Source organism: Burkholderia sp. Bp9031 (assembly GCF_003857965.1).
Lineage (GTDB): Bacteria > Pseudomonadota > Gammaproteobacteria > Burkholderiales > Burkholderiaceae > Burkholderia > Burkholderia ambifaria_A.
Window position 1 is genome coordinate 135,128 of record NZ_QTPW01000006.1, and the last position, 13,901, is coordinate 149,028.

Consider the following 13,901-nt stretch of genomic DNA (forward strand, 5'->3'; position numbering starts at 1 on the left):
GGCGTGCCGGTTTTCGGGTCGGCATGAAGTCCCGGGAAGTCCCGGGCGCGTGGAGAACGCATCTTGCGTGCCGCGCGGTCAGGCGACGGAAATGCGCGTGAGTGGCGAAATTGGTAGACGCACCAGGTTTAGGTCCTGACGCCCGCAAGGGTGTGCCGGTTCGAGTCCGGCCTCACGCACCAACTCAAGTTCCGGTTTGTTCCCGAGAACTCTTGAAACCCGCGATAGCTAAAGGCTTCGCGGGTTTTTTCATTCGGCGATGTTCCGGTCATTACCGGTTGAAGCTGGGGGCAAGTTGGGGCAACATTGGGGATAACATAGAAGTGCGTCCCGTCCCAGTCATGGAGTTGCCCCCATGCCGCTGACCGATACCGCTATCAAGAATGCCAAGCCTGCCGCGAAGCCTACGCGCTTGTTCGACGGTGGCGGCTTGTACCTGGAAATTTCTCCTGCTGGCGGGAAGTGGTGGCGATTGAAGTACCGCTTCGGCGGCAAGGAAAAGCGGATTTCTCTTGGGGTCTATCCCGATGTCTCGCTACAAACGGCGCGCAAGCGACGCGCCGAGGCCCGCGAGCGTCTCGCGGCAGGGACTGATCCGGGAGAGGTGAAGAAGGCGGACAAGCGCGCCGCCAAGCTGGCAGCGTCGAATTCATTCGAGGCTGTCGCGCTCGCTTGGATGGAGGAGCGCCGCGTTTCGGTCGAACTCGCGCAGTACGAAAAGACGCTGGCGCGGTTCAGGAATGACGTGTTCCCGTGGATCGGCAAGCGGCCAATCGCCGAGATCGATGCGCCGGAGGTGCTTACGCTGCTCAAGCGTATTGATTCGCGAGGCGCGCGCTATACGGCTCATCGAGTACGTGCGGAACTCAGTCAGGCGTTCCGATATGGCATCAAGGAAGGTTACTGTAAGGCCGATCCGGCACGTGACCTGCTCGGAGCAATTCCATCGACACGCACGATTCACTTCGCCTCTATCACCGAGCCGATCAAGGTGGGTGAAATGCTACGCGCGTTTGACGGCTTCACCGGTACTTTTCCCGTTCTCTGCGCGCTCAAACTGGCCTCTCTGCTGTTCGTACGCCCCGGTGAGCTGCGGAAGGCTGAATGGTCGCAACTCGATCTTGACAAGGCCGAGTGGCGTTATCGCGTCACGAAGACGAAGACCGATCATCTCGTACCGCTTGCGACTCAGGCGGTCGCGATTCTCCGCGAGTTGCACTCGCTGACCGGAGGCGGTCGCTACTTGTTTCCTGGCGCGCGCGATCGGAATCGCCCGATGAGCGATGCCGCTATCAATGCCGCGCTGCGTCGACTCGGCTACGACACACGTACAGAAATAACGGGACACGGATTTCGCGCGATGGCCAGAACGATCCTCCATGAGGAACTTGAGCAGAAGCCGGAAGTAATCGAGCATCAACTCGCGCACGCGGTTCCTGATGTGCTCGGCGGCGCATATAACCGGACCCGGTTCATCAAAGAACGCCGGGCGATGATGCAGAAGTGGGCCGACTACCTCGACCGGCTCAAGCAAGGCCCGGTGGCCGCCGTTTCTTAGGGATGCGCACTCGCCCAATTCGCGGCTGCCTCGATAGCCGATAGCCGTGGCGCCGAATGTTGACGTTGGCGTCCAGGGACCAACTTCCATTGTCGACCGAGGCTGTGTGAAAACGCGAAACTGCTCGTTTGTCCGGCCTCGCTTCACCCTTCCCAAGCTGCCGCCAAGCCAATACAGGGCGATCTGATGCGTCAAGTTTTTCGAGCGCAGCGTTCGGTGTTCGTTTTGACACGGGCGAGACGGTCGTGCCGGTATCGGAGCTGGCGGCAGTCATCAAGGAAATCAAGGGCTGAAACGGCTCGGAAAGAAGACCCCGGAGATGGGCTGCTGTGGGACGTGTTCATCGTGATGAGCGGTCTGGCGAAGGGTAGGTTGACTACGCATTGCCGGTAGGGTTTCCGTGGTGGAAGATGCGCATGGCCTCCTCACTAGAGCCGGCCATCTTCTGGCTGTGGACTCGGGATGGACATCAAGCACCTACAATTGTTTTTCGACATTGTCGAGACGGGTAGTCTCAGCAAGGTTTGTGCATCGCGGGGGATCGCCCAGTCTGCACTCAGCAAGCACATTGCCGCCTTGGAAAACGAGATTGGGGCGAAGCTGTTCTATCGCACCGGTCGAGGCGTCGTTTTGACCGAGTTCGGGCAGTCCATGATGCCGCGTGTGAGGTCGCTGCTAGGTGAGTTCGAACTGCTGGCAAGCGAGGTGAGGGACCAATCGAACGTGCCGAGCGGTCCGGTGCGGCTCGCGCTGCAGTCATCCATCACCCAGCAGATCGTTGGTCCGCTATTCCAACACGTGCGCGCAGACTTTCCGAAGATCGACCTGCGCTTGATGGAAGGGTTCGCAGGCAACATTGAAGAGGCGCTGGCCAACGGGCGCGCAGACGTCGGTGTCTTTTCTCGATACGGAGATCGCATCCACAAGATCGATGAAGCGCTCGTGACGGATGAACTCTATTTGATTGCCCGCGCCGGGGATCCCGTTGTGGGTAAGCCCAACTGCAGGTTCGCCGACGTGGCCGGTTTGCCGCTAGTGCTGCCGGGCGCGCCGGACGGATTTCACATGATGCTGCTGGACGAGGCGAAGAAAGCCGGCGTGCATCTGAATACCCAGATAGAAGTCGATTCGCTCACGGCCATGCGCGAGATCGTGGCGAACGGTGCCGCCTACACTATCCTCACCCGTCAGGCAGTGAGCGTCGAGATGCAGTTGGGGAGGATTCAAGTCAGCCGCATCACCGATCCGGTTTTAACGCGCACGCTGGTGCTTGCGGTCAGCACGCAGCGCCCGCTGACGCACGCCAGTCGAACCGTCATAGGCCTTATCCGGAAGCTGACGCAGCGCGAGACCTGAGCCGCGCCAGCGAGCGTGATGGCGGCCGGCCCTTCGGGAGTGGCCGCCGTCGCAACCCATGAGTCAAGGGACAGCGACTGAGGGTTCGGCGGTCTTTCGCTTCTGCAACAGATCGAGCGCCACGTCGACGATCATGTCTTCCTGGCCGCCCACCATGCGTCGCTTGCCAAGTTCGACCAAGATGTCTACTGCCTTGATGCCGTACTTGGCGGCCGCTGCTTCGGAATGCCGGAGAAAACTGGAGTAAACGCCGGCGTAGCCTAGCGCGAGCGTTTCGCGATCCACGCGCACGGGCCGATCCTGCAGCGGTCGCACCAGGTCTTCCGCCGCGTCCATCAGACGGAACAGGTCGCAGCCATGGTTCCAGCCGAGCCGGTCGGCGGCGGCGATGAACACTTCGAGCGGCGCGTTGCCCGCACCGGCACCCATGCCGGCCAGGCTGGCGTCGACACGGTCGCAACCTTCTTCGACGGCCACGATGGAGTTCGCCACGCCCAGCGACAGATTGTGGTGCGCGTGGATGCCCACCTGCGTTTCAGTGTTGAGTGTGTCCTTGAACGCGCGTATGCGATGTCGGACATCTTCCATGCCGAGCGCGCCACCGGAGTCGACCACGTAGCAGCAGGTCGCTCCATAGCTCTCCATGAGCTTGGCCTGGGCGGCCAGCTTGGCCGGGGTCGTCATATGGCTCATCATCAGGAAGCCGATCGCCTCCATGCCCAGCGCGCGTGCCGTCTCGATGTGCTGCTTGGCGACATCGGCCTCGGTGCAGTGCGTAGCGATTCGCACGATTCTGGCACCTGCGCGATATGCGGCTTTGAGATCATGCACGGTGCCGATGCCCGGCAGCAGCAGGGTCGTGATCTTGGCTTGCCGCACGACATCGGCCACGGCCTCAATCCATTCCAGATCGGTGTGCGCACCGAAACCGTAGTTGAAGCTCGACCCCTGGAGCCCATCCCCGTGGGCGACCTCGATCGAATCGACGCCGGCGGCATCGAGCGCCTCGGCAATCGCCTTGACCTGCTCGATACTATATTGGTGACGAATCGCATGGCTGCCGTCGCGCAATGTGACGTCGGAAACGTAGATTTTCTTGCTCACGTTCAACTCCTTCAAATAGCGGCGACGTCGCTGTCGACCATGCGCTGGGCAATGCGTTCGGCGGTCGACAGGGCGGCGCTAGTCATGATGTCCAGATTGCCGGCGTAGGCCGGCAGATAGTGGGCTGCGCCCTCGACTTCCAGCAGCACGGTGGTCTTCAAGCCGCTAATGCGCCCCAGGCCCGGGACATTCAGATCGTGCACGTGGTCGAACTGCACGTCCTGCTTGAGCCGATACCCAGGGACGTAGCGTTGCACAGCGGTCACCATGTCTTGCACGGACTGGGCAACGCGTGCCTCGTCGACCTGCTCGCTCAGGGTGTAGACGGTATCGCGCATCATCAGCGGCGGTTCGGCGGGGTTGAGCACGATGATGGCTTTGCCGCGCTCGGCGCCGCCTACGGTCTGGATGGCTCTGGTGGTGGTCTCGGTAAATTCGTCAATGTTGGCGCGAGTGCCGGGGCCGGCAGATCGGCTGGCGATACTCGCCACGATCTCCGCATAGCGCACCTTGGCCACGCGCGACACGGCCGCGACGATGGGAATGGTCGCCTGACCACCGCACGTGACCATATTGACGTTGGGCGCGTCCAGGCAGTACTCGCCGTTGACTACCGGCACGCAATAGGGGCCGATGGCCGCCGGGGTCAGGTCCACCATGCGTATGGTCGGCTTTCGCTCGCGCAGGAAGCGATCATTGACGATGTGGGCGGCGGCGCTGGTGGCGTCGAACACGAGATCGACGGCTTCGAAGGCAGGCAGGCGTGTCAGCCCTTCGACGCCCTCATGCGTGACCGCTATGCCGAGGCGTGCAGCACGCGCCAATCCTTCCGAGCACGGGTCGATGCCGACCATGGCGGCGAGTTCCACATGTTTCGCATGCCGCATGATCTTGATCATGAGGTCGGTGCCGATATTGCCGCTGCCAATGATGGCGGCCTTGATCTTGTTGCTTGACATGACGTGCTCCCGTTCAAGTCGCCGCAAACGCCGTTGTGACGACGCCCAGACCGGCGATGGTGGTTTCGATGATGTCGCCCGGCGAGATAGTGACCATGGGCCCGAGTGCGCCGGTCATGATGACGTCGCCCGCGACGAGGGGACGCGCCACTTCGATCATCTTGCGAGCGAGCCACAGCGCGGCATTTAATGGATGTCCAAGGCATGCCGCACCCACGCCGAGGGACACGACCTGCCCCTTGCGCTCCATGAGCATTCCGCACGTGCGCAGATCGACTTCCGACAGCTTCCTGGGCCGCGTTCCCAACGCGTACAGGCCGGATGAGGCGTTGTCCGCAACGGTGTCCAGGAGCTTGATGTCCCAGTGCTTGATGCGGCTGCCGACAATTTCGACCGCCGGGACGACGTACGCAATGGCGGACATCAACTCGGACAGCGTCACATGCTCCTGGCAAAGATCTCGCTCGAGTACCACGGCCACTTCCGCTTCCACCTTCGGCTGGAGCACGCGCCCCAAGGCGACCACCTCATCCGGCGCGAGCTCCATGTCGGCGAACAGCATGCCGAAATCCGGCGAATCCACGCCCAGCTGTTGCTGAACGGATTGCGACGTGAGGCCGATCTTGCGGCCCGTCAGACGCCGCCCGATTTCGAGGCCGTGGCGCGTGTTGATTTCCTGTACCGCATAGGCGCCGGCCACGCCGAGCGCGGCCAGTTCGTCTCGCACAGGAGGAATGGGAAGACCCTCCCGTGCCGCCTCGCGAAGGGACGTGGCCAGCCTTTCAAGTACTACGGTGTCCATGTTCATAGGCGCCTTAGAGTGAGGGATTCAGGTTGTCAGGGCACGAAAAGACGAGTTTCCAGGGCTTCATGACGACGCTCTTGAACAGCGACGCCTTGGCAAACGGATCGTTGGCGGCGAGTTCCGAGGCGTCATGCTCATTGGGGACTTCATAGACGAACAGGGCACCGCTGCCGTCTGCAAAGGGGCCGGCGACCACCAGCCGCCCCTGTTGCAACAGGTCCTGCAGATAGGCGCGATGGGCGGGCCGAAGCTGTGCAATACGTTCGGGCTCGTTGGCGTACTCGACGATGGCTGCGAATTTCATGATGAGATCAATGGTTGAGAAAGCCGATGGAGATCCAGGGCACGGCTGCCACGAGGGCGGTGCCGATGAAGAGCGAGATCATGTAGCGCCAGATGTGGCGTACGCCCTCGCTCGGTTGGGTGCGACTGATCGCACAGGCCGCGTAGTAGCCGACGCCGAACGGAGGCGCGAAGAGGCCGATGCCCATGGCCAGTACGACCACCATCGAGTAGTGCACGTCGTGAATGCCGAGCTGGCGGGCGATCGGAAACAGCAGGGGGCCGAACAGCACGATGGCGGGAATCCCTTCCAGCACGCTGCCGAGCAGCATGAAGGCGATGATGGAGACTGCGAGGAACGCGGCAGCGCCGCCCGGCAGCCTCGCCATGGCATCCGCCAGATCGCCGGAGAATCCGGATTGCGTGAGCGACCATGCCATGCCGGTTGCAGTGCCGATGATGAGCAGGATCGCGCCGGACAGCGCGGCCGTGTCCACGAGTGCAGGCCACAGTTTCCGGACGTCGAGCTTGCGGTACACCAGTAGCCCCACCACGATCGCGTAGACGATGCCGATGGTGGACACCTCGGTGGCGGTGGCGACGCCTTCCACGACGGCAGCGCGAATGACGAACGGCAGCGCGAGCGCGGGGAGGGCGACGACGAAGCTTTTGCCCACCGCAGTCCAACTTGCCTTGGCCGTGGTCGCGCAATTCGATTTGCGCGAGCGCCACCACACCGCTGCGCCGAGCATCGCGGCCAGCACGATGCCGGGCAACAGGCCACCCGTGAAGAGATCGGAGATCGAGATACCGGTGACGGATCCGATGGTGATGAGCACCAGGCTGGGCGGAACCGTTTCGGTCTGCGCGCCGGTGGCGGCGAGTAGTGCGACCATGTTGCCGTCCTCGGCGCCACGTTTCTTCATTTCCGGGAACAGGGCCGGTGCGATTGCTGCCATATCCGCCGCCTTCGAGCCCGAGATGCCCGACACCAGGTACATCGAGCCGATGAGCACGTATGACAGGCCGCCGCGCACGTGACCGAGCAGATTGGCCAGGAACTGCACCATCGCCTTGGCCATCGACGTCATCTCGATCAGCACCCCCAGAAAGACGAACAGGGGCACCGCCAGCAGGATCAGGTGCGACATCCCTTCGTCCATCCGCCCGACGATCACCGTAGTGGGTGTCGAGGTGGTGAGAGACAGATAGCCGAATGTCGCTAGTCCGAACGCGAAGGCGATCGGCACGCCAGCGAAAACCAGCAGCCCGACGATGGCGACGAAGAATACCAGCAGGTTGGCGTTGCCGAGCGCTTGCAGCAGCGGTTGCAGTGCAACCAGGGCTCCCACGACGCAAACGCACGCAACCATCGCCACCAGTGCCGTGCGCAGACTCGACGTCATCAGTACGCGTACCACGCTCATCAGCAGGATGATCCCGATGCCGACGGGTAGCGCGGCTGCGCGCCAGGCGTTGGAGATATCCAGCGCGGGCAAGGTGACCAGCGCCTCTTCGCTGGCGAATTCGTATGCCGGGTGGGCGACCAACGCTAACCACGTCAAGGCGGCCACCGTGGCGACCAGCTCGAACACGCCGCGCCAGTGGGGCGCGGCGCGATCGACCAGCGCCGTCATACGCATGTGGCCGCCGCGCCGGAAGGCGACCGCGGAGCCCAGCATGATGAGCCAGATGAAAAGCAGTGAGGCGAGCTCGTCCACCCAGATCAACGGAGTGTGCAGGGCATAGCGGCTCAAGACTCCGCTGAACAGCACACCGATTTCCGCCACCACCAGCAGCGCGGCCGGGATCGCGGTTGCCGCGCCCAACACCTTGTCTGTCAGATACAGCACGCGAGCGAGCGTTCCCGGTTCAGGGGTGCCAGCAGGGCGATCCATGGCCTGCGAGTCGACTTCGACCGTATGGATGGACATGACTTGCCTCCATTACCGTTGCGGCAACCCGAGCACGTTGGCCTGGATTTCCGGATCGACGAAGCGTTCCAGACGCTCGGGATGGACGATGATCGTGATCTCGCACGAACCCGTACCAACCGTCAGGCCCAGAAGATGGCCGCCGACACTGTTGAACGTGCCATCCGTGACTGTGCCGTGCGCGTGGATGGATGGCTTGCCCTCCTTCCATGCAATCGATCCCGTCATGTTGGCCATCTCGACATTGCGAAACGTCTTGGGGTCGAACTGCTTGCGGTCGAAGTCATAGAAGCCGAACGTGGCTTCGGACATAAACCCGATGCCGGTGAAGCTGGCGCTCGGAATCTTCTCCGCCTGGGCGAGTTGGGCCAGACTTTCCAGCACGTTGTCCCCATGGCGAAGCACCATCAGATAGCCGGTGGGGGTCTTCATGTACTTGCCTTTGAGGTCTGCTGCGACCGCGCTGTGCATCATCGGGGCAGAGAGCGTGATGCCGAGTACGAACAGCGAGGCCAGGCGCTTGATGTAGTTCATGACGTTTCCTGTATTTGCGGGCGAGTGCCACCCTGGCGGTGGCTCAATGCCACCGGCCATGGTCGGTTGTAGAGAGAACGTGACTTGGCTAAGCGAGCTGGCCCGAATACTTCTCGAGCAGCGACCACGTGTCGGCCGGAAACTTCTTCTTCCAGTCCTTGTAGAAGCCCGCCTTGCTCAGGTAGTCGCGGAAGGCCTTTACGTCAGGCTGGTTGAAGATCATGCCGCGGTCCTTGAGTTGTTCGCGCAGGCGTGCGTTCAAAGCATCGACGGCCTGGCGCTGTTTGACGGCATAGGCGTCGAACGTCGTGGACGCAATCTGCCGCAAATCTTCGGGCAGGGCGTTCCATGTGCGCATGTTACCGACCAGCCAGAAACCGTCCCACACGTGAGAGGTGAGCGAGCAGTACTTTTGGACTTCGTACAGCTTCTGCGTCTCCAGGATGGTCAGCGGGTTTTCCTGTCCGTCCACGATTTTGGTCTGCAGCGCGGTATAGGTCTCCGCCATATTGATGCCGGCGGGGGCGGCACCAAACGCCTTGAACAACGAGGTGAGGGCGGGGCTCAGCGGTACGCGGATCTTGAATCCATTGAAGTCCTGCGGCATGGCAATCTGCCGGTTGCTGCTGGTGACCTGGCGGAACCCGTGGTCCCAGATTCGAGCTTGAGGTACCAGGTTGATCCTGGCGAATGCCGCGCGGATATGCGCCCCTAGCTCGCCATCCATGGCTCGCCACACATGGTCGTAGCTAGGAAACGCAAAGCCGATCCCGCTGATGGATGCCGTCGGCACCAGCGTGCCCCAGATGAGCCCCGCGGTGCTGACAAAGTCGATGGCCCCGGAGCGCACTTGTGAAATCATGTCAGTGTCGCTGCCGAGCTGGCTGTTGGGAAATACCTGGATGTTCAGCCGACCATTCGAGACACGGGCAATCTCGGCTGCTGCTGCGATCAAGTTGGCCGTGGTCGGGTGGCCGGGTGCCAGTGCGATGCCGAGCTTGTAATGATAGGTTTGCCCGGCCGCACGTGCCCGTGGGCTGAACATCACGCCCGAGGCGGCCGAAGCCGCTGCAATGGCTAACCCCTGTTTGAGCGCCAGGCGACGCCCGCTATTGATGCTGCTCATGACTTGTCTCCTGTGGGTTCCCGCCTTTTTATTGTGTTCAGCGGGATGACGCGGGCGGTATCAGGTCGTCAGTGGCTGTCGATTGCTCAGGTACGTGGCGAAGCTCCGGGCGCCATCCCAATCCTGGATCAGTGTCAGCCGGCGCTTGAGGAACAGCCCGTCGGCCACACGTTCCGCAAATGCCTCGAACGTTTCGGTCGGGTCGTTGATCTCGAATACGAAGTAGACCTTTGCTTCTTCGTTGGACAACCACGGGCCGGCCAGCAGCTTGAGGTCCGCGGGAAGGTTGTGCGGTCGCACACCTTCGCGCAGCTTCCCCAGGAAATCCACTACGCCTTGCATCGTCTTGGGCGACATGTCGCGCAGCCACACTTCATTGAAAAACTTGGGCATCTTCTTTTCTCCTTCGGCGTTTACGTGCACTGATCAGGCGTTCGCCACGCGATCCGTATGGGCTTTCAACTGGTCCCAACCGGACAACAGAGTCAGCTTGCGGTGAGCAAACAGGCCACTCATGACGCGCTCGGCATAGGCATCGAACATGGTCGACGGGTCGTCGATCTCGAAAACGAACATCACCTTCGCCTCCTCGGCCGAGAGCCAGGGGCCCGCGACCATGCGCAGATCGGGCGGAAGGTTGTCGGGTTTGGTACCCACGCTCAGGTTGCCGAAAAAGGTCACGGCCTCTTCCATGACTTGTGGCTTGATGTCGCCAAGCCATACTTCGTTCAGAAACAAAGGCATTGATGTCTCCAGGTCAATGTTCTGTCGCAGGTGTTGCGACTCGACGCCTGAAGCGTACGAAATTGCGCTACGTCGTCATATGCACAAATCGAGATATCAGATTTTCCCGGGTGGCGTGCGCGAACGACACGTGAGCGCAAGTTGCCGGCACGATCGCTGTGATTCGTTAGAGGAATGCACGCTTGCCGAGCGCATGCGGCAGCGAATACGTGGCACGAATGGACCGTCGAGGAAGTGCGCTGTCTCGTTCTCTGCGAGACTATGTGGACCGTTTGGATTGCTTGGGTAGGGCCGATCGGCATGCCCTGGGACGATCTCTGCCGTTCAAATGCCAAAGAAGATGTCGCTTCCGGGAGGACCCCGGAGCAGGGAGCGGGCATGATTGTCGCGCGGCCTCGGTCATTGGCCGAGGCGCGATACATGACACTTCATCCCCGGTCGATGAAAAATGGCGGACGGACCATTTGATTGCTGTTCCTCCTTCATGAATCGGACGACAGCGACGGCATGGACGGTGAGGTGCGCACCACCGGTTTGCATTGCATGAGCGTACCTGTCGGTGATGCGTAGATTCACTCCGAGCCAAGCGTATCGGAGTGAATCGGTCGCAGGAATTTTCCCGATTTTTTCAAAAGAGTTTTCGCACGATGCGCATTTTTATTCAACGCAGAAACGAGTACTACTATGTTTCCGCGGCGGGCTAGCGGCGATCGATGGAAAGTGATCGTCACGACGGCTGCTTCGCGGCGTGCGTTGCGCTTTGACAAACGATGCTGTCGGAGCCTGTCGATCGCGCGCGCTTGACCTTCGTGACCGTCACAATCCACCGGAATAGAGATAAATGAGGCGATGCAAGATTGGTTACATTCTGGTGATGTCGATGCTGATCGGCCTGATACCTGACGCTGTACGGGCAAGTGAAGCGCAACAATCTCGACGCCCGCTGGTCGTGGGCGAAATCAATTTGACGTTCTATCAAGTAGCGGCAGCGGTTGTTGTCGAGGTACTGGAGAGACTGGGTCACCCCGTAACCATCGTTGGCGGAAATCATCCACAGATTTACGACGCGCTGGGCAAGAGCAAGGTTGACGTGCTCGTCGCATCGTGGCTTCCACACGCCCATGGTCCGCTGCAGCAGCCATTGGCCGACAAGCTCGTTGAGGCGACGACGCTGTACACCGACGCACGCCTTTTCTGGGCTGTGCCTTCCTATGTGCCGGAGAGCGATGTTTCCAGTATCGACGATCTTCGCAAACCGGACGTCGCCTCGAAAATGGACAAAGATATTGCCGGCGTCGGTCCGGGGTCGGGGCTGATGGTCGGATCCGAAAAAGTGATGTCGTCGTACGGACTGACGGCGGTCGGTTATTCGTTGCGTGTCGCGCCGGTGAGCGAATGGGCCGCCCATCTGGGATCTGAGGTTCCCTCGGTTTTTCGCCTTCCAGAGGCCCCGGGGTTATGCAGCCGCATCCCTTGTCCGCTGAGCCACAACCCAGTCTTGCATGAACTGGGTTGGCGACACGAAGCCAAGCGATGAATGACGACGACTGCGGTTATAAAACACTTCGATGTATTCGAACAAGTCCGCGACGGCTTCGCGATGCGTGCGATACCTCGTGCCATGCACGCGTTCGTTCTTCAGGCTGTTGAAGAAGCTTTCCGTCGGCGCGTTATCCCAGCAATTGCCTTTGCGGCTCATGGAGCATTGCATGCCGTACGAACTCAGCTTGCGCTGGAAGTCGTGGCTGGCGTATTGACTGCCCCTATCCGAATGATGCAGCGCGCCGGGCGCGGGCCGGCGCCGGAACCATGTCATCGTCAACGCATCGGTTACGAGCTGCGCCGTCATACGCGGCTTGACCGACCAGCCCACGACCTCCCGGTTGAACAGGTCCAGCGTGACCGCCAGATACAACCAGCCTTCGTCGGTCCAGATATACGTGATGTCCGAGGTGAACACCTGATTGGGCTCGGCCGGCGTGAAGTTGCGGTTCAACACGTTCGGTGCGACCGGCAACTTGTGCCGGGAATCGGTTGTTACGCGGTAACGGCGCTTGTGGCGGGCTCGAATGCCGTTGGCGCTCATCAACCGCTCTACCCGTGCCTTGCTGGCCGGGAAGCCCCGAGAGCGAACCTCTTCGGTCATGCGCGGCGAGCCGTAGGCGCCTTTGACCTCGGCGTGAATCGTCCGAATCAACGTGAGCAACTGCGCATCGGTCAGCCGCTGACGCTCCGGCGTGCCGCCGCGCTTCCAGGCGCGATAGCCATTAACGCTTACGCCAAGGACCTCGCACAGCGCCAACACGGGATATTGTCGGCACTGCGTGTCAATCCAGGCGAACTTCACAGGAGGTCCTTCGCGAAGAACGCCGCCGCTAATAGGATGGTCCGCCCCTCCCGCAGTCGCATAATCGGCGGTGACGCGTACAACTTCCGAGGAGGTGTGTCATGAGTCAGCCTGTCAAACCTGTCGTGGTTCGCATGGGCATCGACATCGGCAAATCAGCGTTTCACGTCGTCGGGCTCGATTTCGCTGGCAAGCCGGTGTTCAGAAGCCGCTTCACCCGCGAACGCCTCATCGAATTCCTCGCCCGTGCGTCACCAACAGTTGTCGGGATGGAGGCCTGCCCTGGCAGTAACTGGCTTGCTCGTAAGGCCGCCCTCGCCGGTCACGATGTCCGGATAGTCCCCGCGCAGTTCGTCAAACCGTTCGTCAAGTCCAACAAGACGGACATGATCGACGCAGAGGCGATTGCCGAAGCGATTTCCCGTCCCACCATGCGCTTCGCGCAGCCAAAGACAGAGGCCCAGCTCGATTTACAAGCGCTGCACCGTGTCCGGCAACGACTCGTCTCCAACAAGACGTCCGTCATCAATCAGGCCCGTGCTTTTCTGCTCGAATACGGTCTCACCATCAGTGTCGGCGCCGCATACTTTGTGCGTGACATGCCGTCGATTCTCTCAGATGACCAAAACGGCCTGACTCCGTCGATGCGCCGCCTGCTCGAGGAGCTATGGCAGGAATATCGTTCCATCGAGGCACGTCTGCTGCAACTTCGGCAGCAAATCGAATCTATTGCCAGCGCCGACGATGCTGCCACCCGACTGACATCAGTGCCGGGTATCGGCCAACTCACAGCGACGGCCATTACTGCTTTCGCCGGGACAGGCACCCAATTCAAATCCGGTCGGCATCTGGCTGCCTGGCTTGGGCTTGTGCCGAAGGAATTCTCGACGGGCGGCAAACAGTGCTTGCTCGGAATCAGCAAGCGCGGCAATCCCTATTTGCGCAAGCTGCTCGTGCACGGCGCTCGTTCCTGTGTGCTGCATCTCGATCGAACAAAAGATCATCTCGGCGCCTGGATAGGCCGAATGGAAGCGAGGGGTATCCATCGCAACAAAGTCATCGTCGCTTTGGCCAACAAACTCGCACGAATCGCGTGGGCCGTGCTCACCAGAGAGGGTGCGCTCTATCTTAGGCAACCGAAACAGCAATAGG

The 13,901-nt window shown here is 61.0% G+C and carries 13 protein-coding genes, 1 tRNA gene and 1 pseudogene; 5 read left to right on the plus strand and 10 right to left on the minus strand.

The features are described from left to right. The first annotated feature begins 95 nt into the window (after window positions 1-95). From DIE15_RS10420 to DIE15_RS10430, 3 genes are all read left to right on the plus strand, one after another. Window positions 96-182 (plus strand) — tRNA-Leu (locus DIE15_RS10420). 173 nt (window positions 183-355) lie between these two features. Beyond that, window positions 356-1,558, plus strand: coding sequence for an integrase arm-type DNA-binding domain-containing protein (locus DIE15_RS10425; protein ID WP_124833147.1), 1,203 nt, complete (start codon window positions 356-358; stop codon window positions 1,556-1,558). Between the two features lie 462 nt (window positions 1,559-2,020). Beyond that, the gene (locus tag DIE15_RS10430) at window positions 2,021-2,914 is read left to right on the plus strand and encodes a LysR family transcriptional regulator (RefSeq protein WP_124833148.1); all 894 of its coding nucleotides are present in this window, start codon (window positions 2,021-2,023) and stop codon (window positions 2,912-2,914) included. A 63-nt stretch (window positions 2,915-2,977) separates the two neighbouring features. Here DIE15_RS10430 and dmpG read toward each other — a convergent pair whose 3' ends face one another. The 9 genes from dmpG to DIE15_RS10475 all read right to left on the minus strand — a co-directional run bounded on the left by dmpG (window position 2,978) and on the right by DIE15_RS10475 (window position 10,402). Next, window positions 2,978-4,018: a 4-hydroxy-2-oxovalerate aldolase gene (dmpG, locus tag DIE15_RS10435; RefSeq protein ID WP_124833149.1), complete on the minus strand. Its 1,041-nt coding sequence runs from the start codon at window positions 4,016-4,018 to the stop codon at window positions 2,978-2,980. A gap of 11 nt (window positions 4,019-4,029) precedes the next feature. Beyond that, window positions 4,030-4,977 (minus strand): acetaldehyde dehydrogenase (acetylating), encoded by a 948-nt coding sequence (locus DIE15_RS10440; protein ID WP_057925358.1) that lies wholly within the window; start codon window positions 4,975-4,977, stop codon window positions 4,030-4,032. Window positions 4,978-4,990: 13 nt separating this feature from the next. Next, window positions 4,991-5,785 (minus strand): fumarylacetoacetate hydrolase family protein, encoded by a 795-nt coding sequence (locus DIE15_RS10445; RefSeq protein WP_124833150.1) that lies wholly within the window; start codon window positions 5,783-5,785, stop codon window positions 4,991-4,993. A 7-nt stretch (window positions 5,786-5,792) separates the two neighbouring features. Further along, window positions 5,793-6,086 (minus strand): YciI family protein, encoded by a 294-nt coding sequence (locus DIE15_RS10450; RefSeq protein WP_124833151.1) that lies wholly within the window; start codon window positions 6,084-6,086, stop codon window positions 5,793-5,795. Between the two features lie 7 nt (window positions 6,087-6,093). Further along, window positions 6,094-7,962: a TRAP transporter large permease subunit gene (locus tag DIE15_RS10455; protein ID WP_409364296.1), complete on the minus strand. Its 1,869-nt coding sequence runs from the start codon at window positions 7,960-7,962 to the stop codon at window positions 6,094-6,096. A 48-nt stretch (window positions 7,963-8,010) separates the two neighbouring features. Continuing rightward, window positions 8,011-8,532: a PPC domain-containing DNA-binding protein gene (locus tag DIE15_RS10460; protein WP_057925354.1), complete on the minus strand. Its 522-nt coding sequence runs from the start codon at window positions 8,530-8,532 to the stop codon at window positions 8,011-8,013. 88 nt (window positions 8,533-8,620) lie between these two features. After that, window positions 8,621-9,658: a TRAP transporter substrate-binding protein gene (locus DIE15_RS10465; RefSeq protein WP_057925353.1), complete on the minus strand. Its 1,038-nt coding sequence runs from the start codon at window positions 9,656-9,658 to the stop codon at window positions 8,621-8,623. A gap of 60 nt (window positions 9,659-9,718) precedes the next feature. Then, window positions 9,719-10,051 carry a hypothetical protein gene (locus DIE15_RS10470; protein WP_057925436.1) on the minus strand — a complete coding sequence of 111 codons (333 nt, stop codon included), beginning with the start codon at window positions 10,049-10,051 and terminating at the stop codon, window positions 9,719-9,721. A gap of 33 nt (window positions 10,052-10,084) precedes the next feature. Beyond that, entirely contained in the window at window positions 10,085-10,402 is a 318-nt protein-coding gene (locus DIE15_RS10475; RefSeq protein WP_057925352.1) for a hypothetical protein, read from the minus strand. A gap of 880 nt (window positions 10,403-11,282) precedes the next feature. On the opposite strand from DIE15_RS10475, the gene DIE15_RS10480 reads away from it, so the two are divergent. Continuing rightward, window positions 11,283-11,939 carry a glycine betaine ABC transporter substrate-binding protein gene (locus DIE15_RS10480; protein WP_185734419.1) on the plus strand — a complete coding sequence of 219 codons (657 nt, stop codon included), beginning with the start codon at window positions 11,283-11,285 and terminating at the stop codon, window positions 11,937-11,939. On the opposite strand, the pseudogene DIE15_RS10485 reads toward DIE15_RS10480, so the two are convergent. After that, window positions 11,859-12,779 (minus strand): annotated as a pseudogene (locus DIE15_RS10485) (IS3 family transposase); the annotation flags it as partial. The gene DIE15_RS10480 and the pseudogene DIE15_RS10485 overlap by 81 nt on opposite strands. Window positions 12,780-12,850: 71 nt before the next feature. Between DIE15_RS10485 and DIE15_RS10490 the strand changes: the two are divergent. Then, window positions 12,851-13,900, plus strand: coding sequence for an IS110 family transposase (locus tag DIE15_RS10490; protein WP_124833154.1), 1,050 nt, complete (start codon window positions 12,851-12,853; stop codon window positions 13,898-13,900). The last annotated feature ends 1 nt before the right edge of the window (window position 13,901 follow it).